General features: G+C 61.0%; 19 protein-coding genes. 10 read left to right on the top strand and 9 right to left on the bottom strand.

What is annotated here, in order from left to right; genetic code table 11:
* Window positions 1-690: 690 nt before the first annotated feature.
* The 3 genes from ACM3N8_RS18085 (at window position 691) to ACM3N8_RS18095 (ending at window position 1,985) form a co-directional block, all read left to right on the top strand.
* Window positions 691-867 (top strand): hypothetical protein, encoded by a 177-nt coding sequence (locus tag ACM3N8_RS18085; RefSeq protein ID WP_103472280.1) that lies wholly within the window; start codon window positions 691-693, stop codon window positions 865-867.
* 100 nt (window positions 868-967) lie between these two features.
* On the top strand, window positions 968-1,615 hold the full coding sequence (locus tag ACM3N8_RS18090; RefSeq protein ID WP_043142728.1) for an AAA family ATPase: 648 nt from the start codon (window positions 968-970) through the stop codon (window positions 1,613-1,615).
* A gap of 1 nt (window position 1,616) precedes the next feature.
* Entirely contained in the window at window positions 1,617-1,985 is a 369-nt protein-coding gene (locus tag ACM3N8_RS18095; protein ID WP_043142730.1) for a hypothetical protein, read from the top strand.
* Between the two features lie 609 nt (window positions 1,986-2,594).
* On the opposite strand, the gene ACM3N8_RS18100 is transcribed toward ACM3N8_RS18095, so the two are convergent.
* From ACM3N8_RS18100 to ACM3N8_RS18125, 6 genes are all read right to left on the bottom strand, one after another.
* Complete coding sequence (locus ACM3N8_RS18100; protein WP_416016464.1) at window positions 2,595-4,328, bottom strand: methyl-accepting chemotaxis protein; 1,734 nt, start codon at window positions 4,326-4,328, stop codon at window positions 2,595-2,597.
* 51 nt (window positions 4,329-4,379) lie between these two features.
* The gene (gene mglC, locus ACM3N8_RS18105; RefSeq protein WP_042870254.1) at window positions 4,380-5,390 is read right to left on the bottom strand and encodes a galactose/methyl galactoside ABC transporter permease MglC; all 1,011 of its coding nucleotides are present in this window, start codon (window positions 5,388-5,390) and stop codon (window positions 4,380-4,382) included.
* A gap of 16 nt (window positions 5,391-5,406) precedes the next feature.
* The gene (gene mglA, locus ACM3N8_RS18110) at window positions 5,407-6,927 is read right to left on the bottom strand and encodes a galactose/methyl galactoside ABC transporter ATP-binding protein MglA (RefSeq protein ID WP_043142972.1); all 1,521 of its coding nucleotides are present in this window, start codon (window positions 6,925-6,927) and stop codon (window positions 5,407-5,409) included.
* A 53-nt stretch (window positions 6,928-6,980) separates the two neighbouring features.
* Window positions 6,981-7,967 (bottom strand): galactose/glucose ABC transporter substrate-binding protein MglB, encoded by a 987-nt coding sequence (gene mglB / locus ACM3N8_RS18115; protein ID WP_043142734.1) that lies wholly within the window; start codon window positions 7,965-7,967, stop codon window positions 6,981-6,983.
* Between the two features lie 235 nt (window positions 7,968-8,202).
* Complete coding sequence (locus ACM3N8_RS18120) at window positions 8,203-11,268, bottom strand: beta-galactosidase (RefSeq protein WP_416016465.1); 3,066 nt, start codon at window positions 11,266-11,268, stop codon at window positions 8,203-8,205.
* A gap of 218 nt (window positions 11,269-11,486) precedes the next feature.
* Window positions 11,487-12,491 (bottom strand): substrate-binding domain-containing protein, encoded by a 1,005-nt coding sequence (locus ACM3N8_RS18125; protein WP_042870263.1) that lies wholly within the window; start codon window positions 12,489-12,491, stop codon window positions 11,487-11,489.
* A 203-nt stretch (window positions 12,492-12,694) separates the two neighbouring features.
* Here ACM3N8_RS18125 and galE point away from each other — a divergent pair, with 203 nt between their 5' ends.
* The 6 genes from galE (at window position 12,695) to bacA (ending at window position 19,281) form a co-directional block, all read left to right on the top strand.
* Window positions 12,695-13,702 carry a UDP-glucose 4-epimerase GalE gene (gene galE / locus ACM3N8_RS18130; RefSeq protein ID WP_416016466.1) on the top strand — a complete coding sequence of 336 codons (1,008 nt, stop codon included), beginning with the start codon at window positions 12,695-12,697 and terminating at the stop codon, window positions 13,700-13,702.
* An 88-nt stretch (window positions 13,703-13,790) separates the two neighbouring features.
* Window positions 13,791-14,840 (top strand): UDP-glucose--hexose-1-phosphate uridylyltransferase, encoded by a 1,050-nt coding sequence (locus tag ACM3N8_RS18135; protein ID WP_416016467.1) that lies wholly within the window; start codon window positions 13,791-13,793, stop codon window positions 14,838-14,840.
* A gap of 103 nt (window positions 14,841-14,943) precedes the next feature.
* A complete protein-coding gene (galK, locus tag ACM3N8_RS18140) occupies window positions 14,944-16,092 on the top strand; it encodes a galactokinase (protein ID WP_103472285.1) in 1,149 nt (382 codons plus the stop codon).
* 64 nt (window positions 16,093-16,156) lie between these two features.
* Complete coding sequence (gene galM, locus ACM3N8_RS18145) at window positions 16,157-17,155, top strand: galactose-1-epimerase (protein WP_416016468.1); 999 nt, start codon at window positions 16,157-16,159, stop codon at window positions 17,153-17,155.
* Window positions 17,156-17,330: 175 nt separating this feature from the next.
* Window positions 17,331-18,326: an aldo/keto reductase gene (locus ACM3N8_RS18150; RefSeq protein ID WP_416016469.1), complete on the top strand. Its 996-nt coding sequence runs from the start codon at window positions 17,331-17,333 to the stop codon at window positions 18,324-18,326.
* 139 nt (window positions 18,327-18,465) lie between these two features.
* Window positions 18,466-19,281, top strand: coding sequence for an undecaprenyl-diphosphate phosphatase (gene bacA / locus ACM3N8_RS18155; protein WP_043142751.1), 816 nt, complete (start codon window positions 18,466-18,468; stop codon window positions 19,279-19,281).
* A 61-nt stretch (window positions 19,282-19,342) separates the two neighbouring features.
* Here the strand turns inward: bacA and ACM3N8_RS18160 are convergent, their stop codons facing one another.
* The 3 genes from ACM3N8_RS18160 to ACM3N8_RS18170 all read right to left on the bottom strand — a co-directional run bounded on the left by ACM3N8_RS18160 (window position 19,343) and on the right by ACM3N8_RS18170 (window position 21,284).
* Window positions 19,343-20,023 (bottom strand): ChrR family anti-sigma-E factor, encoded by a 681-nt coding sequence (locus tag ACM3N8_RS18160; protein WP_416016470.1) that lies wholly within the window; start codon window positions 20,021-20,023, stop codon window positions 19,343-19,345.
* Window positions 20,016-20,585, bottom strand: coding sequence for a sigma-70 family RNA polymerase sigma factor (locus tag ACM3N8_RS18165; RefSeq protein ID WP_416016471.1), 570 nt, complete (start codon window positions 20,583-20,585; stop codon window positions 20,016-20,018). Before ACM3N8_RS18165 ends, ACM3N8_RS18160 begins: the two co-directional genes overlap by 8 nt.
* A gap of 132 nt (window positions 20,586-20,717) precedes the next feature.
* Window positions 20,718-21,284 (bottom strand): LON peptidase substrate-binding domain-containing protein, encoded by a 567-nt coding sequence (locus ACM3N8_RS18170; protein WP_290018695.1) that lies wholly within the window; start codon window positions 21,282-21,284, stop codon window positions 20,718-20,720.
* Between the two features lie 313 nt (window positions 21,285-21,597).
* On the opposite strand from ACM3N8_RS18170, the gene argS reads away from it, so the two are divergent.
* Window positions 21,598-23,343: an arginine--tRNA ligase gene (argS, locus tag ACM3N8_RS18175; RefSeq protein ID WP_065403480.1), complete on the top strand. Its 1,746-nt coding sequence runs from the start codon at window positions 21,598-21,600 to the stop codon at window positions 23,341-23,343.
* The last annotated feature ends 1 nt before the right edge of the window (window position 23,344 follow it).

Here is a 23,344-nt window from a genome sequence, read left to right on the forward strand (position 1 = left end):
ATGCTCGTGGCTAAGGCGGGATATTCTTTATGTAGGGTACTCAGCTTGTGTTCTATCCTGCCCTTGCCTTTCGAGACCGAGGTTAGACCTGCCAATCACGATAAACTTAGACATTGATCACATTCACTCTGAACTGAATAAAATCACGGTTTATTCTTTGATGAGGGTAACAGAACTGACAATCTCCCATTCAGACATCATGCATTGATACGCATTAATCCACGCTTTTATTTCATATTTCATCCTGTTTCATTCACGGCAAATATCTACTAAGGGATATAACAAAAAACAAAAATTCCTTATTTTCAAAGCGATACAAAACATAAACTCGTCACCTGAATTTAATATGCATTAAACTGAATTTTTCACTGGTTTTTGAGGGATGGGCACCGAGATAAATAGTCATAAGCAGGCGAGGCGCTGAATAATCTGCTTCTTGTCCCAGATCATGGCATTGTGCCAAACCCGCCAGCACAGGCTCGCGGCACAAGTTGTCAGCAACATGCCTGTTATATGGATATGCACAAAGCCCGCATCTTGGTCATGTATTTCTCAGCGGCACCGCTACACCCTCTTTTCAAACTTTTTTCATTCGTTGAATTTATTTCATAACCTTGCGTCGCGGGCCGGCTCGGCTTAACTCAGAAAGTGATCCAGATCACGCCGTGCTCTGTCACCAAGGAGATAGCCATGAAGATCAAGTCACTGTTCCTGTTCGCCGCCCTGATCCTGCCCATGACCCCATCGCTGGTCAGCGCTGAGGGAGCCCCCGCCATCCCCATGGTGGTCTGCCATGTCGACCAGGCTCCCCAGATGCTGGTCCCCGAGTACGTGTGCCAGTGGTACGGCGGCAGCCAGCACTACTGAAAGTGAGAGCCCAAGAGGAGGTCACCTCCTCTTGGCTTGTCATGCTTCAACCCCCTCCTATACTCAAGGCAGCTATTTTTCATAGGGATAGGAGATAGTCATGATCCTGTTGGTCGGTGGAGAGAAGGGAGGGAGCGGCAAGAGTTGTCTGGCCCAGAATCTGGCGGTCTACCTCAGAACCCGGTTTCATGGCGAAGTGCTGCTGGTCGATTGTGACCCGCAACGCACCACCTCGGACTGGATCCAGGAGCGCAACGACAACCCGGATCTGCCCCAGATAAACTGCGTTCAGCTCTACGGCAATATTCGCAACGACCTGCTCAGCCTGAAGAACCGCTATGACTATGTCATCGTCGACTGTGGCGGCCAGGACAACCGGGCGCTGCGCTCCACCATGGCGGTGGCCACCCATGGCCTGATCCCGCTCAGACCCAAACGCCGCGATCTCAAGACCCTGCCACACATGGAAGATCTCATCACCACCTGCAAGATGGTCAATCCCACCCTCAAGGCCGCCGTGGTGCTGACCCAGTGCCCGGCCCTACCCAACCAGGTAAAACGGATCCTGGAGGCCAAGGAGGTATGCGCCTCGTTCGGGGTCGATGTGCTGAACGCCATCACCTATGGTCGCAATGTCTATGACGACAGCGAGGAGAAGGGCCTTTCCGTCATGGAGATAGAACCCGATGGCAAGTCGGCCGAGGAGATCCGGGCCATCGCCAAGGAGTTTTTGGAGCTGGAGGTGTGAGATGGGCCTTGCCGACCTGAAGAAGAAACACAATCTGCATCATCAGAAGAAGTTCACCATAGACGAGTTCATCGAGGATGCGGACTTCTATGCCAAGGGCAAACCCAAGGTGGTCAGCCTTGAGCTGAACCTGCATCGGGAGGAAGCCCTGACGGCACTCGCCTTTATCGAAAGCGGCGACTACCTGAAACCCAGCTATAAAAAAGCCACCTTCTCCCTGAGCACTGCCGCCATCGACGAGCTTGGCAGCCTGACCCAGCAGGACGGCATGAACAAATCCCTGTTGCTGCGCCTGTTCACCCACTATTTCTCTTCACTGAGCCCGGAAGAGCGTCAGACCATCTATGAACGGCTGCAGGAGCACAGCTGACCCACCATCTGACCCGCCATATTGGTAGTCAGTATCACCTTTTCGGCGACCATACATATGCCTCTTCCCCCCTTTCTGAACCCGAGTTAAACGACGTGTGAGACATTCGCTATTCCCTCTGTGAGCCAGACGCCGAAAAAGATCCCGCGATAGTCGGAAGATAGGATCCAAAAACCTGAACGTTTAATACTCAACCATATGATTTTAAATGATAAAAATCACAACAAGTTTCTTGCGTAACGAGATGCGTAAAAACGTTTTTCATGCTGCCGTTGTCGTCCCCTGCGAAATCCTTATAGTTACTCATGCACGGACGCAATGAAGTCGGTCTGGAAGACTGGCTGCCAGGGTTGGGCAAATGGACTCACCACAGGATGTGGTAAAGGACACCTCCCAGGACGGAGAAAGTGCGACGGGAACGGATGACTCGTCAGGCCATGATGGCTAAAGGACACCCCAAAGGATTGGGAAGGGGAAACCTAAAGGAAGAGGTATAGTCAGGGATTGCAGGGAGCAACTTCGTTCAAGGACATGAGCGATAAGACTATCGGGGGCGACGCAAGTCGCCCCCATCTTTTTGGCCTTTTTTACCTGGCCCCCCAGATGCCGTTATTCCAGCCGGAAGTGCCCCACTATCTCCCTCAGTCTGTGATAGGTCTGCTGCATCGAAGCCGAGCTGGTCACTGTCTCTTCTCCATTGTGCGTCAGCTGACGGATCACCTCGGCGATGGCGCTCATGTTGCGATTTATCTCTTCCGCTACCGCACTCTGCTGTTCGGCCGCCGTGGCGATGTGGCTGATGAGATCGTTGATCTCCACCACCTCGCCTGCCATCAGGTCCAGCGACTCGTTGACCTTGGTGGTATTCTCGGCGGCACCCTGACAGCTCTGCTTGGTGTTGCTCATGGCCTCCACCACTGTGCGGGTACCCCGCTGCAGGCTGGCCAGCATGGTCTGGATCTCGGCGGTGCTCTTCTGGGTGCGAGCCGCCAGCGAGCGTACTTCGTCCGCCACCACAGCGAAGCCGCGTCCCTGCTCACCGGCGCGAGCCGCCTCTATGGCGGCATTGAGCGCCAGCAGGTTGGTCTGTTCGGCAATGCTGCCGATCACCCCGAGCACCGAGCCAATCTGCTGCACATCCTGCTGCATGGCTTCGATGGATCTGGCTGTTTCCTCCACCTCGTCCACCAGCGCCATCACGCTGGCCATAGCCTGATCGACCACCTGGCGGGACTGGCTTGCCAGCTGCTGGCTCTGGCCGGTCAGCTGGGCCGTGCTGGCGGCACTCTCCGAGACGGAAACCGCAGTGCGGCTCATCTCGTTGATGGCGGTCACTACCTGCTCGGTCTCGCGCACATGATCCGCCAGCAGGGATTGCGCAGCCCCGGTCTGGCTGGCCAACCCCTCGATACCGTTGTTGAGCTGGCCGCTCGCCTGCCGCACCTCCCCCATCATCTCCTGCAGACGCTCGATGAAATGGTTGATGCCGGCCGAGATCTGGCCCAGATCATCCGTGCTGGTCACCGTCAGGCGGCGGGTCAGATCGCCGCTGCCACGAGACAGCTCCAGCACCAGATCCCGCAGCGAGAGGATGGGACGATAGGCGACATTGAGCGCCAGCATGGCCAGCAGCAATACCAGCACGGCGACCGCCAGCAGGGCCATGACGATCTGGCCATTGAGCGCCTGGGTCATGGTGCGGATGTAGTCGAGGTCTATGTAGCCGGTCAGCGTCCAGCTGCTGCCGCGAATATCCAGCTGGTTGGGGCGTGACTCGCTCTCACCCTGCGGCTTGCTGCTGTAGAGCACATTGCCCTGACCGTCGGCAAGGGAGAAGTAGCGCCCCTCCCCGCTCACCTTCTCCAGCAGGTTCTTGAACTCGCTCATGTCGAGGTAATAAAGGTAGGCAGAGTCGGCACCACGCGGTACCAGGATGGAGATGACGGGTTTGCCATCCAGCTGCTGCAGCGGGCTGACGGTGATCCGGTTGTTCGCCTCAGGGATCAGCTTGCGCAGGGCGTCGACCCTGGCCGTGTCGTTGATGACGCCGCTCACGTCGAACGCCATGTCGCCGATCACCTTGACTATGTTATGAAAGCCGGTCTCTTCCAGGGTCTTCTTGACGTTGGTCACCCCGAAGTTGAGGTTGGCCGCCAGCAGGATTTTCTGATTGATGTCCCCCGCCAGCTTCTCTTTGACCAGGGCTATCTGTTCGTTGATGTTCTGGGTGGCCTGAGTGCGAATGTAGCCACTGATGAAGTGATTCACGCTGAGCCAGGCGGTGCCGATGGTGACCAGAATGGCCAGCAGCAGCAAGACGTAAATCTTGACCTTGAATGGCATGGGATCCCTCCAGAAGAGAGGGCCGGCATGGCCAGCCCCCTCTGCCAATCGTTATTTCTTCTTGGCGTACTTCATGGAGTCCAGGGCCACCGCCAGTATGATGATGCCGCCCTTGATGATGAACTGCCAGTAAGGGCTGACTCCAATATAGGTCAGACCATAGTTGATCAGGGTGAAAATGAGCACGCCTGTGATCACCCCGGCAACCGTCCCCACGCCCCCGGCGAACGAGACACCGCCCACCACGCAGGCCGCGATGGCATCCAGCTCATACATAAAGCCCAGGTTGTTGGTGGCACTGCCGATGCGACCCGCTTCCAGCATGCCGCCGAAGGCGTAGAAGACACCCGCCAGGGCATAGATCATCACCAGGTTGACCGCCACATTGACGCCGGAGACCTTGGCCGCCTCGGGGTTGCCGCCGATGGCGAAGATGTTTTTGCCAAAGCGGGTCTTGTTCCACAGCACCCAGACAAAGACGCTGGCGATGGCGGCATAGAAGGTGAGATAGGATAGCTTGAACCCTCCCAGCTTGATGAAGCCCTGCGCGAAGCTCGAGAAACGAGGATCGAAGCCGGCCACCGGTGAGGCGCCCACGGAATCAAAATAGAGGGAGTTGATGCCGTAGACGATGATCATGGTACCCAAGGTGGTAATGAACGGGGTCACATTGAGATAGGCCACGATCAGACCGTTGACCAGGCCTATCAGGGCACCCACGGCACACACCAGCAGGATCACCACAGGAATGGGCACCTCCCCCAGACTGGGGAACACCTTGTTGACGTTGGTCAGTGCCTGCAACATGGTGGCCGCAATCAGCGCCGCCAGGCCAACCTGGCGACCGGCCGACAGATCCGTACCCTGGGTGATGATGATGCCCGCCACCCCGAGCGCTATGATGACCCGCACCGAGGACTGGGTCAGTATGTTGCTGAAGTTGGTGAGGCTCAGGAAGGATGGCTCCTTGATCACTATGATCATGAGCAGCACCAGCAACACCACATAGATGCCGTTCTCTTTGAGCGCCTGCATCAGATTGAAATTTTTAGCCGACTCCATAAATGTCTTCCTGTCTCTAAAGGTACAGAGATGCCAGGCGCAGTATCTCGCTCTGGTCAGTTTCTTTGGTATTGACGATCCCGGCGACCCGGCCATTGCTCATCACCATGATGCGATCCGTGATCCCCAGCAATTCCGGCATCTCTGAGGAGATGATGATGATGCCCTTGTCCTTCTTGGCCAGCTCCAGGATGAGCTGGTAGATCTCGAACTTGGCACCCACGTCAATCCCGCGAGTCGGTTCATCCAGCATCAGGATCTCCGGCTGGGTCAGCAGCCAGCGGCCGATAATGACCTTCTGCTGGTTGCCACCGGACAGGGAGCCGATCTGGGTCTGCTGGGTCGGGGTCTTGACGCGCATGGAGTCGATGACCCACTGGGTATCGCTCTTCATCTTGTTGTTGCTGAGCAGCCCCATGGAACTCTTGTAGCTGTCCATGTTGGCGATCAGGGAGTTGAAGGCGATATCGAGGCGGGAGTAGATGCCGGTGGAACGGCGCTCTTCCGTCACCAGCGCGAATCCGTTCTGAATGGCCTCGTGCGCCGTGTGATTCGCCACTACCTTGCCGTGCAGCTTGATGACGCCCTCGTTGCGATCGCGAATGCCGAACAGGGTCTCGACGATATCGGTACGCTTGGCCCCCACCAGCCCGGCGATGCCGAGGATCTCCCCCTTGTGCAGATCGAAGGTGATGTCCTGGATGGAGGGCTGGTTCTTGGCCGTCAGATGCTCCACCTCGAGGATCACCTCTTTCGGCTGGTTGGTTTTTTCCGGGAAGCGCTGGGTCAGTTCACGGCCAACCATCATGCCGATGATCTGATCCATGGTCATGCCCTCGAGCGGCTGGGTCGCCACCCACTGGCCATCCCGCAATATGGTGATCTCGTCACACAGCTGGAAGATCTCTTCCATCTTGTGGGAGATATAGACGATGCCGCAGCCCTTCTCTTTCAGCTTGTTGATGATCTTGAAGAGATGATTGACCTCTTTCTCGGTCAGGGAGGAGGTCGGCTCATCCATGATGACGATCTTGGCATCGTAGGAGAACGCCTTGGCGATCTCGATCATCTGCATCTGGGACACCGAAAGCGTGCCCACCTTGACCCTGGGATCTATGTCGATATCCAGCTCGTCGAAGATGTGCTTGGTGTCGTCATACATCTTGCCGTGGTCGATGAACCAGCCCTTGGTGGGATAGCGACCGAGCCACATGTTGTCCATTACAGTGCGTTGCAACACCAGGTTCAGCTCCTGGTGCACCATGGAGACGCCATTCTCCAGCGCCTCTTTGGAGGAGGTGAAGTTGATCTCCTGTCCCTTGAAGAAGATCTTGCCCTCATCCTTCTCATAGATGCCGAACAGGCATTTGAGCAGCGTGGATTTTCCTGCCCCGTTCTCGCCCATCAACGCATGCACAGAATGAGGACGGACCCGTAAATTGACTTTATCGAGTGCCTTGACGCCAGGAAAACTCTTACTGACGTCAATCATCTCCAACAGCCATTCTGATTGTTGCTGTGTTGTCATATCAGCCATCACATCTGGTTGAAAAAAGGGCAAGGGGATCTCCCTTGCCCTGGAGGGGGGAATTACTCGAATTGGGACAGGTTGTCTTTATCCACACCGACGTAGGCAACACGGACGACCTTGTCGACTATGTTCCACTTGGTGCCTTCACCGGCCGGTTTGCCTTCAGCCAGGTTCTTGGTCAGCTCGAAGGTGGCCTTCGCCTGGTTGGCCGCATCGTTCAGCACTGTACCCGCCATGGCACCGCTCTTGACCATGGCCAGGGCTTCCGGCAGCGCATCGACGCCAAATACCGGGATGGCGGTCTTGCCTTGCGCTTTCAGAGATTCAACGGCACCCATCGCCATGCCGTCATTGTTGGCGATGACCACTTCGATCTTGCTGGCGTTGGGGCCGGAGATCCAGGCATCCATCTTGTCCTTGGCCATGGCGGTATCCCACATACCTGTATCCATGTGCAGCTGTTCGGTTTTGACGCCACCGTCGTTCAGGGTCTTGATGACATAGGTGGTACGGGCTTCCGCATCCGGGTGGCCCGGCTCGCCCTTGAGCAGTACGAACTGGATGACGCCATCCTTGTTCAGATCCCACTCGGGATGGGCTTTCCAGTGTTTGGCGATCAGCTGACCCTGGATGATGCCTGACTCCTTGGAGTCGGTACCCACGTAGTAAGCCTTCTCATAACTGGCCAGATCGGCAGCGCTCGGCTCCTTGTTGTAGAACACCACGGGCACATCTTCGCCACGGGCCTTCTCGATCACGACAGGGGCCGCCGCCGGGTCAACCAGGTTGATCGCCAGGGCCTTCACCCCTTTGGCCAGCAGCACGTCGATCTGATCGTTCTGCTTGGACTGGTCATTCTGGGAGTCATTCATCAGCAGCTCCACACCCGGGTTTGCCGCTGCTTCCTTCTCGATTGCCTTGCGCACCACAGCCATGAAGTTGTCGTCGTACTTATAGACTGTCACCCCGATACGGGTTTCGGCATGGGCAGTGGCTCCTGCCATCAGGCTCATCAGCACGGCGGCAATTGTCGTGATTTTTTTCATTGTTATGCTCCGATCTCTCTATCTGTTTTTTGTAGGGAATGCTGTACACCAATTGAACTGGCGCCAGCCTAATGTAATCAGTTTGTTGTGTGATGTTCTGTGATCCTGACAACAAAATGAAAACGTTTACACTCTGTTACATAGCAACAAAACAATTAAATATCATATGGTTATGAGTAATCATTTTCGACTGAGGCCTTATCGCCACCTCAGTCGACCCAACCATGGCTCAGATTCAGCGTAGAACACAGTTCCAATAGTAGCCGCCCGGCTGCAACCAATATTCCGGTCGCACGCTCTGACTCCAGGAGTCATCGCCCCCAATCCCCATGTGGAAGCCATCGAGGCAGAGATGCAGGCCCCCCTCGGCCACCAGATCTGTCTGGTGACGGGCCAGGGCCAGCTGCTGCTGGCTGTAGCGGCTGACGCTGAAATGGAACTGGCCCTCGACGGCAATCTCGCCAAGCTGCAGTTGACGGGTATCACAACGCAGCCCGTTGTCGGTCGGGAACACATAAGGGGTATGCAGGTCCGCCAGCGGCAACTGCCAGCGGCCGAAGTCGGCACCGAGCAGGCGATCCGGATAGTTCTCGTAAGGGCCCAGACCCAGCCAGCTCAACTCTGCCACCTCGTCGACCAGCCAGAGCAGGGCGCCGATGCGGGGCAACGACGGCATGCCGGCCGCAACCTCGACGGCTATGGTGAGCGCCATGGCGCCGTCCGCACCGAAGCTGTGCTGCCAGCGGGTCGACAGCTTGAGTACCCCCTGGACAAAGTAACCGTGCCTGACCAGCACGCGGCCATGATGGGGATCCACCTCCAGTCCAAGACAGCGATGCTCAAGTTCGTTGAGTCCGGCGCCTTGCCAGCGGGCAATCCAGGCGTTGGGATCTATGTGATCCGCCTCGCTGGCGCCTATGTCGTTGTCGAGCGGCGCGCGATAGAAGTGATCGGCAATGGCATCCTGCAGCCGTTCGCGGCCATGTTTCTGCCAACTGCGGATGCGGCCACTGGTTTTGTCCAGTTGCCACTCGCTGCCAGCCGCGCAGACGAGCCAATGATCCGGCTGCTCCTTTATCGCGGCGGGGTTAAACGCCGCCGGTATCGCCATCGGCGTTGGCAGCATAAATTGCTGACGCGCCACCTCATGCTCCGGCTCGGCCCAGGCCGTGGCGGCGGGTTGCACTATGGCCAGATCCAGCCAGGCGAGGGAGCCCGCCGCAAAGGCTGGCAGCGCATCCAGCAGGGTCTGCACCACGCTGGCCCGGGGCGCCAGACTGAGTGGGCATTCACCCTGCCGCAGCACAAGGCCGTTCTCGCACAGCTGCCAGCGCAGCAACTCGTTGTCCGTAATGCGGAACAGATGCTCGCTGGTCAGACAAACGACCAGGGGCTGCAGGCTTTGCAGTGTCAGCACGAAAGGTTGCTGGGCCCGTTTCGCCTCGAACAGGGCGGGATGGGGCGTCCGATCCGGGAACAGCAGGCCGTTGCAGCAGAACTGGCGGTCATTGGGCTGGTCGCCGAAATCGCCGCCATAGGCCCAGTAGTGACGGCCATCGTCGGTCTGCTTGTCGAGCCCCTGATCCACCCAATCCCACACGAAGCCACCCTGCAACCTGGGATGATCGCGAAACGCCTGCCAGTAGTGGGCAAAGCCCCCCAGGCTGTTGCCCATGGCGTGGGCGTATTCGCAGAGGATGAGTGGCCGGGTCTCTCCCGGCAGGCCGATCCACTTGGCCAGCGCCCACTTGGGCACCGCCGGGAAGGGCTGGTCCTGATGGGTGCGAGCATACATGGGGCAGATGATGTCGGTGGCGGCCGTGTCGGCCCCGCCCCCTTCGTACTGCACCGGACGGCTCGGATCCGCCTGCTTGGCCCAGCCATACATGGCATCGTGGGCCGGGCCATAGCCCGACTCGTTGCCAAGGGACCAGATGATGATGCAGGGGTGGTTGAAGTCGCGCGCCACCATGCGGGTGACCCGCTCCAGGAAGGCGTTGCTCCAGGCCGGATCCCGCGCCAGCCGCCCCATGGGGGTCATACCGTGGGTCTCCAGATTCGCCTCGTCCACCACATAGAGGCCGAGCCGGTCGCACAGGCGATAAAGCTCGGGGTGATTGGGGTAGTGGGAGCAGCGCACCGCGTTGAAGTTGTGCCGCTTCATCAGCAGTAGGTCCTGCTCAATGGCGGCAGGAGTTACCACATGGCCCCTGGCTGCATCGTGTTCGTGCCGGTTGGCGCCGCGGATCAGCAGGGGCTGGCCGTTGACCCGCAGCAGACCGCCCTTGATCTCCACCGCCCGAAAGCCCACGTCATAGGCTTCGCTCTCGATGGGCTCGCCCTGCTCGCCGAGCAGGGTCAGGGTCAATCGGTAGAGGTGAGGCGTCTCGGCGCTCCACTTGCGTGGGGCCGCCACCTCGAGCCAACACTCGGCGCGATCGTCATAGGCCCCCTTCTCGTCGATGGCTGCCGTGCCGAGCCGCTGACGCAGGTTGGCCACCCGCTCTGTGCCGTCGTAGAGGCTGACCTCCACCGACAGGCCCGCTGCGTTGGCGGCCTGCAGCTCGATCTTGAGACGAGCATCCCGATAGCAGGCATCCAGCTCGGGCGTAACCCGGATATCCATCAGATGACGGGCCGGTTTGTGCAGCAGACTGACGGAGCGGAAGATGCCGCTCAGGCGCCACATGTCCTGATCCTCCAGATAGGAGCCATCGGACCAGCGCAGCACCAGCACAGCCAGCCGGTTGCCGCCGGCCTGCAGGAAGGGGCTCAGATCGAATTCGGCAGGCAGCCGGCTGTCCTGGGAGTAACCCACCCAGCGGCCGTTGCAGAACAGGTAGAAGGCGCTGTCGACGCCGTCGAAGATGATGCGGGTCTGGCCGCCGACCAGCCAGTCGGCAGGCAACTCGAACTCGCGAGAGTAGCAGCCGGTCGGATTGGCGGCCGGCACCCTGGGCGGATCGCAGGGGAAGGGATACTTGATGTTGGTGTAGATGGGGCCGTCCGTGAGCGGACGCGACGCCGGGTAGGCGGCATCCAGCTGCCAGTTGCCCGGCACCCTGATGGCACACGCCTGCGGCAGATCCTGCGTCAGCCAGCCATCGGGCACCCGCTCGGGCGCCTCGAAGAAGGAAAAGCGCCATTCGCCATCCAGCAGCAGGCGGGACGGCGAAGCGAGATCGGCACGGGCGTCGGCCTCACTGCGCCAGCTGAACAAGGGGGTATGGGCAGCCAGACGATTCACCGATGTAATCGCCTGAGTCTGCCAATCCTGACGGGCCACTATCTCCCTGAGCATTCTTCTCTCTCCCTGCATGAACGCCGAAAACGTATGCAGTGTAGGGGAGTTTTGCCCGGTGATCGGCGATCCCGCTCACACAGATGTAAACGATTACACTGATTTTGTTAAGTAAAACAGGGTAAAAATGAGCTAAATGAAGGTAAAAGACCGAGCCCCCGGATCACAGGCCTGAAAAACGGCGATCCGGGGGAGGAAAGAGGCGTGAATAGAGGGGGTCAGGCCCGCACGGGTGCCACGGAGTGGCGATTGATCAGGGTCGGCGTGTAAATGCGGCTCTGCACCGACTCGCACTCACCCGCCGCCAGCTGCAATGCCAGCTTGGCCGCCTGGGCCGCCATCAGCTCGATGGGATAGCGCATGGTGGAGAGCTTGGGTCTCAGGTATCTGGCGTAGATGATGTCATCGAAACCCACCACCGAGACCTCCTCCGGCACCTTGAGGCCGTTGTCGGCCAGCACAGAGATGGCGCCGGCCGCCATGGCATCGTTGTAGGCCACCACGGCCGTGATGGGCTGTCCCTTGGCCAGCAGGTTGAGCATGGCGCGCTCCCCCCCCTCCTCGTTGGGCATGCCGCTCTCCACCAGCTCGGGATCGGCGAACAGCCCAGCCTCGGCCAGCGCATCCTGATAACCCTGCAGCCGCAAGGTGGCATCCTCGATGACGTGATCCGAACTGAGGAAGGCGATGTGGCGGTGGCCCAGCTCCAGCAGATGACGGGTCGCCGTGGCGGCCCCCTGCCGGTTGTTGAGGGCGATACAGCGCCCCTTCAGGGCCGGGATGTCGCGGTTGATCAACACCATGCCGGGCACCCGCTGGGCGTAGTCGATCAGCTCCTCATCGCTCAGTGCCTTGCTGTGCACCACCAGCGCCTCGCAGCGCTTGCCGATCAGCAGCTCGATGGATTCCCGCTCTTGCTGCGCCCGGTGAAAACCATTACCCATCAACAGGTGCAACCCCTGCTCCACCGCAATCGCCGCGACCCCCTTGATCAGGGCGCCGAAGAAGGGATCCGCCACGTCACCCACCAGCACCCCCATGGTGTCACAGGTCCTGCTGACCAGCGCACGGGCATTGGCGTTGGGGGTGTAGCCCAACTCGGCCATGGCCTTCTGCACCACCTCGCGGGAGGCGGCACTGGCCTTGGGTGAGTTGTTCATCACCCGTGAAACCGTTGCCACAGATACCTTGGCCAAACGGGCGACATCCTTGATGGTGCTCATGCTGTTTTCACTTATTTCACGGTTCAAGACGGCGCCATTATACCGAGCAATGTCACTGATAACAGGGGAAAAAGCCACATAGCTGCATTTATGACCACATCAACAAGTGTAATCGTTTCCACATATTTGTTAACCAGTTCACAGTTTACCCGTCGGAGCCTCGGCTAGACTCCTTCACAGGCTTTTTTAGCGTGGAGAAGAGGATGAAAGTACTGGTCACCGGCGGCTGCGGCTACATCGGCAGCCACACCTGTCTGGCCTTGCAGGCCGCGGGAATGGAACCCGTGGTGGTGGATAACCTCTGCAACAGCAAGGCGGGTGTACTGGCTCGCATCGCCGCCATCAGCGGGCGTGAACCCCTCTTCTATCAGGGGGACATTCGTGATCCGGCCCTGCTGGATCGCATCTTCGGCGAGCAACAGATAGCCGCCGTGATCCACTTCGCCGCCCTCAAGGCGGTCGGTGAATCAACCCGTCTCCCCCTCGAATACTACGAGAACAATCTGGGCGGCACCCTCACCCTGCTGCAGGCGATGAAACGCGCCGGGGTCAGCAGCCTGGTGTTCAGCTCGTCGGCCACCGTCTATGGCGATCCGGCCAGCACGCCCATCCGGGAGGATTTCCCCCGCAGCGCCACCAATCCCTACGGGCGATCCAAGCTGATCATCGAGGAGATCCTCGAGGATCTGCAGCGGGCCGAGCCCCACTGGAGCATGACGCTGTTGCGCTACTTCAATCCGGTCGGCGCCCACGACTCAGGCACCCTGGGGGAAGATCCCCAGGGCATACCCAACAACCTCATGCCGTTTTTGACCCAGGTCGCCATCGGCCGCCGCGACTCTCTCTCCGTCTTTGGAAACGATTACCCCACCGTCGATGGCACCGGGGTGCGCGACTACATCCACGTGATGGATCTCGCCGAGGGGCACGTCAAGGCGTTGCAACATTGCGCCAGGCAGGGGGGCGTACACGTCTACAACCTGGGCACGGGCCAGGGCCAGAGCGTGTTGCAGATGGTCGCAGCGTTCGAAGCCGCCTCCGGTCGGCCGCTGCCCTATCGCATCGAACCCAGGCGCCCAGGCGACATCGCCGAGTGCTGGGCCGATCCAGCCAAGGCCGAGCGCGAGCTGGGCTGGCGTGCCAGCCGCGACCTCGCAACCATGTGCACCGACAGCTGGCGCTGGCAGTCCGCCAATCCGCAGGGGTACTAGGCGTGAACAGGCCCAGTGCGACTCGCCCTCCCTCGTCCGCCCAGCAGGCGGCCAATCCATCCATTTCATCAGGTAATGAGGAGTGATGATGTTCAACCCGGTTGATCACCCCCACCGTCGTTTCAACCCGCTGACCGGTCAATACGTGCTGGTCTCCCCCCACAGGGCCAAGCGCCCCTGGCAAGGCCAGGTCGAGAAGGTCAGTCAGGCGCCGAGCCAATCCCACGATCCGGATTGCTTCCTCTGCGCGGGCAACCAGCGCGTCACCGGCGACCAGAACCCGGACTATCAGGGCACCTTCGTCTTCACCAACGACTTCGCCGCCCTGATGCAGGACACCCCGGCCACCGACGCGGCACAGGATCCCATGCTCAAGCTGGAGGCCGCCCGCGGCACCAGCCGGGTCATCTGCTTCTCGCCGGATCACGGCAAGACACTGCCCGAGCTGCCGCTGCCCGCCATAGAGGCGGTGATCACCACCTGGATGGAACAGGTGGCCGAGCTGTCAGCCCAGTGGGCATGGGTGCAGGTGTTTGAAAACAAGGGCGCCGTCATGGGCTGCTCCAACCCCCACCCTCACGGCCAGCTGTGGGGCAGCGATTTTCTGCCCAACGAGATCGCCCGCGAAGAGCAGCACCAGCGCGACTGGCTGGCCGGGCACGGCCGCCCGCTGCTGGTCGACTATGTGGAGCGGGAGCTGGCGGATCGCACCCGCATCGTAGTGGAAACAGCACACTGGCTGGCCGTCGTTCCCTTTTGGGCCGCCTGGCCGTTCGAAACCCTGCTGCTGCCCAAGACCCATGTGCCCTCCCTGCTCGGCCTCACCCCCGAGCTGCAGCAGGATCTGGCGGTGGCGCTCAAGGAGCTCACCAGCCGTTACGACAACCTGTTCGAGTGCAGCTTCCCCTACTCCATGGGCTGGCACTTCGCGCCGCCTCGCTCCGACTGCCCGGAAGCCTGGCAACTGCACGCCCACTTCTATCCGCCCTTGCTGCGCTCCGCTACGGTGCGCAAATTTATGGTGGGCTTCGAGATGCTGGCAGAAACCCAACGCGATCTGACACCGGAACAAGCGGCAGAACGACTGCGTGCCCTGAGCCCCATTCATTACAACCAGGCCGACGGGGAGAAGCGATGAAACCCAGTCAATGTGTTCCAACCCCGGAGCAAGCCGCGGAACGGCTGCACGCCCTGAGCCCCATTCACTACAACCCGATCAGCCAAGCCAATGAGGAGGCCTTATGACCCCCAGCCAACGCGTCAGCGCCGTTTTTGCAGAGCAGTTTGAGCAGCAACCCGACCTGCTGGTGCGCGCCCCCGGTCGCGTCAACCTCATCGGCGAACACACGGACTACAACGACGGCTTCGTGCTGCCCTGCGCCATCGACTACGAGACCTGCGTCGCCATCGGCCTGCGCGATGACAGCCTGGTGCACGTGATCGCCGCCGACTACGGCAACCAGCGCGACCTGTTCGATCTGAACCAGCCCATCACCCACCATGCAGATCAGCGCTGGAGCGACTACATCCGCGGCGTGGTGAAATACCTGCAGGTGCGCGGCCATGCGCTGCGCGGCCTCAACCTGGTGGTCTCCGGCAACGTGCCGCAGGGCACAGGCCTGTCGTCGTCCGCCTCGCTGGAGGTGGCCATAGGCCAGGCCTTCAAGGAGGCGCTGGGGCTCGACATCAGCCAGGCCGAGATCGCGCTCAACGGCCAGCAGGCGGAGAACCAGTTCGTCGGCTGCAACTGCGGCATCATGGATCAGATGATCTCCGCCAGCGGCAAGCAGGATCATGCCCTGCTGCTCGACTGCCGCTCGCTCCAGACCCGCCTCATCCCCATGCCCCCCGATCTGGCGGTGCTGATCGTCAACTCCAACGTGCGCCGCGGCCTGGTGGACAGCGAATACAACACCCGCCGTCAGCAGTGTGAAACCGCCGCCCGCCACTACGGGGTCAAGGCACTGCGCGACCTCGACATGGCCGCGCTGGAGGCGGGCAAGGCCGGGCTGGATGAGGTCTGCTACCGCCGCGCTCGCCACGTGGTGGGCGACAATACCCGCACCCTGGCCGCCGCCGATGCGCTGGAGTCCGGCGATCTGGTGCGTCTCGGCGAACTGATGGCCGAGTCCCACGCCGCCATGCGCGATGACTTCGAGATTACCGTGCCTCCCATCGACGGTCTGGTGGAGATCATCAAGGCCAGGCTTGGCCGCGAAGGCGGTGTGCGGATGACGGGCGGTGGCTTCGGCGGCTGCGTGGTTGCCCTGCTGCGCCCGGCACAGGTCGCCGAGGTGATTGCCGCCGTCGACGCCGAGTATCCGGCCCGCTTCGGCCTCAAGGCCGACAGCTATGTCTGCCGTGCCAGCGCGGGGGCGGGAAAACTATGAGCCCATTTATGATGCAGGCCGACGGCTACGTCTGCCGGATCGGCGACACAGCTGCAGGCAAGCTATGAGCAACGCCATGATCCCGTTCGAGCTGGAAAACGAAGAGGGGCTGCGCCTGCGCGGCCTCGATGTGGGCGCCACCCTCACCTCCCTCACCCTGCCGGTCGCGGGCAAGCACCGCGAGGTGCTGCTGGGCTGCGCCGATGAGGCCTATCCTGCGCAGCAGGTGTGGCTGGGTGCGGTGGCGGGGCGTTTTGCCAACCGCATCGGCGGCGCCGAACTGGTGCGCGATGGCCAGCACTGGCCGCTGGATGCCAATCAGGCCCCTCACTGCCTGCACGGCGGACGGGAGGGGTTTCATCGCCAGCGCTGGCAGATCAAGGAGCTGGAGGCGGACAGGGTCAAGCTCGTCCTGCTGTCGAAGGCGGGCGATCAGGGCTTTCCCGGCAACTTGCGGGTGACTCTGGAGTACCGGCTGGAGCAGTACGATCTGGTGGTCGATTTCAGGGCCAGCACGGATGCGCCGACCCCGGTCAGCCTCACCAGTCACGCCTACTTCAACCTGGATGGGGGCGGCGATGTGCGCGACCACACCATCAGCCTCAACGCCGATCGCTTTCTGCCGACCGATGAGAGCGGTCTGCCGCTGGCCATTGCGCCGGTGGAAGGCCCCTTCGATCTGCGCGCCCCGCGCCCCATGGGCCAGGATTGGCTGAGCCATCCCCAGCAACGGCAGGCCAGGGGGTACGATCATGCCTTCCTGCTCAATCATCCGCAGCATGATGGCCCGGAGCAGACCTGGGCCGCGCGAGTGATCTCCGGCGATCGGCAGCTGGCGATGGAGGTCTACAGCAACCAGCCTTCGCTGCAGTTCTACACCGGCAACTGGCTGGCCAACACCCCGAGCCGCAGCGGCCAGCCGCATCAGGATTATGACGGCTTCTGTCTGGAGGCACAGCAGTTGCCGGACAGCCCCAACCGGCCCGAGCTCGGCAACCCCTGGCTGCTACCGGGGCACTACTACCACCACCAGACCCGTTATCGCTTTATCGCCGCCAGCTGACCCCGATGCCCTCCGGCAGACCTACGCTGACAACCACAGGCGAGGCCGAGATGGCGTCATCATGCAGCTACACTCTGGCCCCGCGCCCTCTTCTCCCACGCAGACATAGCGAATGAAGAGGGCCCGGGGTTACCCATTACATCAGCTCGTAAACAAGTCCACGCAAGGAGTCGTTATGGATGAACACTACCTGGCCGCGCCCGACCGCTATCAGCGCCAGCCCTATCGACCCGCGGGCCGCCACGGCCTGCGCCTGCCCAGCATTGGTCTCGGGCTCTGGCACAACTTCGGCGAGGGGAGCGATCCCGCCAGGGTGAAGGCCATGGTCCATCAGGCGTTCGATCTCGGTATCACCCACTTCGATCTCGCCAACAACTACGGGCCGCCCCCCGGCTCCGCCGAGACTACCTTCGGCCGCGTGCTCAAGGGCAGTCTGGCCCCCTACAGAGACGAGCTGATCATCGCCAGCAAGGCGGGCTATGTGATGTGGGACGGCCCCTACGGAGATGGCGGCAGCGCCAAGTACCTGTTTGCCAGCCTGCACCAGAGCCTGCGCCGGCTCGGCCTCGACTATGTGGACATCTTCTATCACCACAGGCCGGATCCCCGCACCCCGCTGGAGGAGACCTGTCAGGCGCTGGCGCTCATGGTGCGTCAGGGCAAGGCGCTCTATGTCGGCCTCTCCAACTACCCGGCCCCACTCGCTGCACAGGCCGCCGCCCGGCTGGCGGAGCTGGGCACCCCCTGTCTGGTCAATCAGCTCAAATACTCGCTGTTCCAGCGCGACATCGAAGCCGACACCCTGCCGGTCTGCCGCGAACAGGGGGTGGGCGTGGTGGCCTTCTCGCCGCTGGCGGGCGGCCTGCTCAGCAACCGCTATCTGGCCGGCATACCGGCGGACTCTCGCGCCGCCAGCGGCAGCCCCTTCCTCAAGCCGGAGCAGATCACCGCGGACAAGCTGGCCAGGATCCAGGCCCTGCACGCCCTGGCACAACAGCGGGAGCAGGAGTTGTCACAGCTGGCGTTGCAGTGGGTGTTGCGCGATCCCGTGGTGAGTTGCGCCCTGATCGGCGCCAGCAGCCCCCAGCAGATAGTGAGCGCGGTCGAAGCCCTGGCCCTGCCCCCGCTGGACGAGGCGTTGCAACGACAGATAGAAGCCACCCTGGCCTGACCCGCTCTCAACCTCCCCCATTGCCAGGGGGAGGCCCCAATATTCACTGGTTGCCCGTCTGATTTTCCTCCATCATTGGTCGCCCCGGCTCAGCCCGGGGCCGACTTCATCCGGACCAATCAACCAAGAGATCTGAACCATGACAGAGTCTTACGCCCTGTTTGTCGCCTTCGTGCTGGGCATAGTAGAGGGCCTGACCGAGTTTCTGCCCGTTTCCTCGACCGGCCACATGATCATCGTCGGCCACCTGCTGGGCTTCGAAGGCCCCAAGGCCGCCACCTTCGAAGTGGTGATCCAGATGGGCTCCATTCTCGCGGTCGTGGCCGTCTTCTGGCGCCGCCTGTTCGGCCTGATTGGCATCCACTTCGGCCAGAAGCCGGCGCAGGATCACGCCACCCTCTCCCTGGTCCACATCATCCTCGGCATGCTGCCCGCCGTACTCATAGGTCTCGCCATTCACAGCTGGATCAAGGCCAACCTGTTCGGCCCGGAAACCGTGATGTATGCCCTGGTCGCCGGCGGCATCTTGCTGATCATCGCCGAGAAGTTTCGCCCGGCGGTACGCTCCGAGACCCTGGATGACATCAGCTACCAGCAGGCGTTTGGCATAGGCCTGTTCCAGTGCCTGGCGCTCTGGCCCGGCTTCTCCCGCTCCGGCGCCACCATCAGCGGCGGCATGCTGATGGGGATCAGTCGCCAGGCGGCGGCCGAGTTCTCCTTCATCCTGGCGGTGCCCATGATGGTGGCCGCCAGCGGACTGGATCTCTACAAGAGCCGCGACCTGCTCTCCATGGCCGACTTCCCCATGTTTGCGGTGGGCTTCGTCACCGCCTTCGTGGTCGCCATGATAGCGATCAAGACCTTCCTGGCGCTGATCCGTCGTCTCGACTTCATCCCGTTCGCCATCTACCGCTTCGTGGTGGCCTTCGCCGTCTACCTGGTATTCGTTGCCTGATCCGGCCGCGACACCATGAAAAAAGGGACCTGTCGGTCCCTTTTTCTATTGTTGCCCGTCCTCAATAGAGGCGATGGGTGATGCCGTTGAGCAGCCGCGACAGCCCCTTGGTGAACTGTACCGGCGCATCCTGCACCGTGTAGCAGAGGCAGCCGTCCGGGGTGTGCGGGCTGTGGGCATGGCTGGCATCGCGCCAGATGAAGTCCCCCGCCTGATAGCAGGTGTCGCCATCTTCGATGGTGCCTGCCAGCAGCAGGGTCAGCTCATAGCCCTGATGGGTGTGCTCGGGGATGCGGCCACCGGCTTCTATGTGCAGCAGGCTGGCGCGGGCCCCCAGCTCGTCCAGCGGCAGACTGTGCTGACGAATGGCGCCAATGTGACGCCACTTGGGGGCATGGTGACGCGCCAGCACCCTGGGCAAGCGGTATGACTGGCCCGCCACCTGCAACTCGGGCTGGGGGGGCGCCAACTGGCTGAGTGCTGCCACAGTGGCGACCGGCTGCTGCAGTATGCCGGCCAGCATGGCATCGAGTGCCACCGGCATGCCCTCGCTCATCGTTGCCGGCTGATCTTCTGCCGGCTCCAGATACTGGCGGGCCAGTTCCTCTTCGCAGGCTCGCAGACTGGCAGCACACTCGGGGCAGAACTCGCAGTGGGCGGAGACACCGACGGCCAGCGGCAGGGACAGCTCGTCGGCGGCGAAGGCGCGCAACATGGCGTGAGTCGGATGAGTTTTAATCATGGCCTTGCTCCACTTGCTCTTTCAATTTCTGTAATGCCAGTCTGAGGCGGGATTTGATGGTACCGAGCGGCACGCCGAGTCGCTCCGCCAGCTCCTGCTGGGAGAACTCCTGCAGATAGATGCCACGCACCACCTGCTGTTGCGGCTCCGGCAGGGTGGCGAGGTAGTGCGCCATCTGGCAGGTCAGCACGGCATCCTCACCACCGCTCAGGTGCTCCTCTTCCGCCCTGAACTCCAGCATGGGCCACAGCTCCTCGGCGCAGAGATCCTCCTTGCTGGCACGGCGGCGGCGCAGCATGTCGAAACTCTGGTTGCGCATGACGGTGTAGATCCAGGTGGTCGGCGCCCCCTTCTCGGGGTGGTAGAGGCGGGCCTTCTGCCACACCAGCAGCATGGTCTCCTGCACCAGCTCCATGGCGTTAGCCTCGCTGCCGAGGTGACGCAACCCATAGCTGCGGATGCGCGGCGCGAAGTGATGAAACAGGCGGGCGAAGGCGGCCTTGTCGGCCTGCTCGGCAACCCGGATGAGAAGAGACTTCAGATCGCCATCTGGATTGTCCATGGGGGGCGATATCCTGCGCTGAGTCGATTGGGGTTGGCCAGTATATGCCATTGCGCCATGCCTTGAATGTTGTGGTCATCACCATTACGCCGGGCGTGGCAAAAGGATCACAGGCGGGCCGCAAATTGGCACTCAATGGCTGGCAACCAGCAGGCCGCTCAGCAGGGAGAGCGCAGGCTGGTTGTCGTCCGCCGCCAGCAACCACTGCTTCTGTTCCACGGGAATGGGCAGCACCTCCAGCCAGCGCTGGGCCACCCAGCTGGCATCGTCCCAGTCGGGATCATGGTAGAGGGCCGCATATTCCGGGTAGTCGTTGAACACCTCCTGCAGCGCCCTGGCCAGGGAGTGCTGATCGGCATTGAGCCTGCCCGTCTGCCAGGGCGGCAGCAGCGCCACCTCGCCGACCCTCAGCCCATCGGGCTCCTGCCACAGATCGACGATCCTGATCCGCTCCATGCCGAGCACGGTAATGCCCAGCAGACCGTCCGGCAGCTGATCGAAATCGATGATCCGCACCCGGGTGGCGATGGGGTACATGTTGCGCAGCGCATCGGGCTGGCGGGGGTCTAGCATGCAGAGCACGAAGCCCTGATCTCCCGCCTCGGCGATCATGCGCTGGTATCTGGGCTCGAAGATGCGCAGCGGCATGATGCCACCGGGCAGCAGGTGAGCCGAGAGGGGAAACAGCGCCAGTTTCATCAGGATATTCCTCTGTGGAAGATACCTGTTGATACGACCGCCGTGGACGGGCAGATCATTCAGACCGAGTTGGAATAAAAAAACCCTTAACAATCAGGGGAAAATAGCCTGGACAAGCCGCTTCGATATGCAGTAGAAATGGATAAGCACCATTTAATCCATTGAATATTCTGGATACTGGTGACAAATGCAGTGAAATATCCGCCCGACCAACTCCGGCGGGCCGTCCCTATAGTTTTCTCGGGCCGATGCGGGTAAAATTCACGCCCTTATATATCAGTCATTTTTCGACGCGCAACCTTGGTGGTCAGTTATGAAAGAGCATATTCATCATCTACTTGAACAAACGGTAGCCAATCTCAAGTCAGCGGGCGTGTTGCCGGCGGACCTGGAAGCCCGGGTGCAAGTAGACCGATGCAAGGAGAAGGCTCACGGTGACCTGGCCACCAACCTGGCCATGCTGCTGGCCAAACCGGCCCGCAAGAACCCCCGTGAGCTGGCCGCTGCCATCATAGAGCACCTGCCCGCCTCGGACCTGATCGCCAAGGTCGAGATCGCCGGCCCCGGCTTCATCAACTTCTTCTTCGACCAGCGCTGGCTGGCCGGCCAGGTGGAAGCCATGGTGACCTCTGCCAACGCCAACGTGAAGTTGCCGACCCCACAAACAGTGGTGGTGGACTACTCGGCGCCGAACGTGGCCAAAGAGATGGCAGTGCACCACATCCGCTCTACCGTGCTCGGTGACGTAGCCGCCCGTGCCCTGGAATTCCTCGGCCACAAGGTGGTACGCGCCAACCATATCGGTGACTGGGGCACCCAGTTCGGCATGCTGATCGCCTATCTGGAGAAGATGGCCAACGAGCACGCCTCCGACATGGCACTCAAGGATCTCGAAGCCTTCTACACCCAGGCCAAGCGTTGCTATGACGAAGACGAAGTCTTCGCCGAGCGTGCGCGTAACTACGTGGTCAAGCTGCAGGGTGGCGATGAATACTGCCGCACCATGTGGAAGAAGCTGGTCGACATGACCATGGAGCAGAACCAGATCAACTACGACCGCCTGAATGTCTCCCTGACCAACAAGGACATCATGGGCGAGTCCATGTACAACGACATGCTGCCGCAAATCGTGGACGACCTGAAAGCCCGCGGGCTGGCGGTCGAGAGCGAAGGGGCCACTGTCGTCTTCCTGGACGAATTCAAGAACAAGGATGGCGAGCCCATGGGCGTCATCATCCAGAAGAGCGATGGCGGCTTCCTCTACACCACCACCGACATCGCCTGTGCCAAATACCGTTATGAGACACTGGGTGCCGACCGCGTCATGTACTTCATCGACTCCCGTCAGCACCAGCACCTGATGCAGGCCTGGACCATCACCCGCAAGGCGGGCTATGTGCCGGAATCCGTGCCGCTCGAGCACCACGCCTTCGGCATGATGCTGGGCAAGGATGGCCGTCCCTACAAGACCCGTTCCGGCGGCACCGTCAAGCTGGTCGATCTGCTCAACGAAGCTGAGGAGCGCGCGAGCGCCCTGCTGGAGAACCGCAACAGCGATCTCTCCGCCGCAGAGAAGGCCGAAGTGGTCCACGCCATCGCCATGGGTGCGGTCAAGTATGCGGATCTCTCCAAGAACCGCACCACAGACTACATCTTCGACTGGGACATGATGCTGTCGTTCGAAGGCAACACGGCGCCGTACCTGCAGTACGCCTACACCCGGATCCAGTCCATCTTCCGCAAGGCCGGTGTCAATGCCGAGACCTTGACCGGTACTGTGACCCTGAACGAGGAAGCCGAAGAGGTGCTGGCCCAGAAGCTGATCCAGTTCTCCGATGCGGTCAACGGTGTGGCGGACAAGGGCATGCCGCACCTGCTCTGTACCTACCTGTACGAGCTGTCCGGCAACTTCATGACCTTCTACGAAGCCTGCCCGATCAACAAGGATGGCGTCGACGAAGCCACCCGCCAGAGCCGTCTGCTGCTGTGCGCAGCCACCGCCAAGGTCCTGAAACTGGGTCTGGGCGTGCTGGGTATCCATACCCTGGAGCGCATGTAAT

The organism is Aeromonas sp. A04 (assembly GCF_047780465.1).
In the GTDB taxonomy this organism is placed as follows: Bacteria; Pseudomonadota; Gammaproteobacteria; order Enterobacterales; family Aeromonadaceae; genus Aeromonas; species Aeromonas bestiarum.

Bases quoted from the DNA above. Each gene is read 5' to 3' on its own strand.
- ACM3N8_RS18085 (WP_103472280.1), top strand. From the start codon at position 691: ATGAAGATCAAGTCACTGTTCCTGTTCGCCGCCCTGATCCTGCCCATG.
- ACM3N8_RS18090 (WP_043142728.1), top strand. From the start codon at position 968: ATGATCCTGTTGGTCGGTGGAGAGAAGGGAGGGAGCGGCAAGAGTTGT.
- ACM3N8_RS18095 (WP_043142730.1), top strand. From the start codon at position 1,617: ATGGGCCTTGCCGACCTGAAGAAGAAACACAATCTGCATCATCAGAAG.
- ACM3N8_RS18100 (WP_416016464.1), bottom strand. From the start codon at position 4,328: ATGCCATTCAAGGTCAAGATTTACGTCTTGCTGCTGCTGGCCATTCTG.
- mglC (WP_042870254.1), bottom strand. From the start codon at position 5,390: ATGGAGTCGGCTAAAAATTTCAATCTGATGCAGGCGCTCAAAGAGAAC.
- mglA (WP_043142972.1), bottom strand. From the start codon at position 6,927: ATGGCTGATATGACAACACAGCAACAATCAGAATGGCTGTTGGAGATG.
- mglB (WP_043142734.1), bottom strand. From the start codon at position 7,967: ATGAAAAAAATCACGACAATTGCCGCCGTGCTGATGAGCCTGATGGCA.
- ACM3N8_RS18120 (WP_416016465.1), bottom strand. From the start codon at position 11,268: ATGCTCAGGGAGATAGTGGCCCGTCAGGATTGGCAGACTCAGGCGATT.
- ACM3N8_RS18125 (WP_042870263.1), bottom strand. From the start codon at position 12,491: ATGAGCACCATCAAGGATGTCGCCCGTTTGGCCAAGGTATCTGTGGCA.
- galE (WP_416016466.1), top strand. From the start codon at position 12,695: ATGAAAGTACTGGTCACCGGCGGCTGCGGCTACATCGGCAGCCACACC.
- ACM3N8_RS18135 (WP_416016467.1), top strand. From the start codon at position 13,791: ATGTTCAACCCGGTTGATCACCCCCACCGTCGTTTCAACCCGCTGACC.
- galK (WP_103472285.1), top strand. From the start codon at position 14,944: ATGACCCCCAGCCAACGCGTCAGCGCCGTTTTTGCAGAGCAGTTTGAG.
- galM (WP_416016468.1), top strand. From the start codon at position 16,157: ATGAGCAACGCCATGATCCCGTTCGAGCTGGAAAACGAAGAGGGGCTG.
- ACM3N8_RS18150 (WP_416016469.1), top strand. From the start codon at position 17,331: ATGGATGAACACTACCTGGCCGCGCCCGACCGCTATCAGCGCCAGCCC.
- bacA (WP_043142751.1), top strand. From the start codon at position 18,466: ATGACAGAGTCTTACGCCCTGTTTGTCGCCTTCGTGCTGGGCATAGTA.
- ACM3N8_RS18160 (WP_416016470.1), bottom strand. From the start codon at position 20,023: ATGATTAAAACTCATCCGACTCACGCCATGTTGCGCGCCTTCGCCGCC.
- ACM3N8_RS18165 (WP_416016471.1), bottom strand. From the start codon at position 20,585: ATGGACAATCCAGATGGCGATCTGAAGTCTCTTCTCATCCGGGTTGCC.
- ACM3N8_RS18170 (WP_290018695.1), bottom strand. From the start codon at position 21,284: ATGAAACTGGCGCTGTTTCCCCTCTCGGCTCACCTGCTGCCCGGTGGC.
- argS (WP_065403480.1), top strand. From the start codon at position 21,598: ATGAAAGAGCATATTCATCATCTACTTGAACAAACGGTAGCCAATCTC.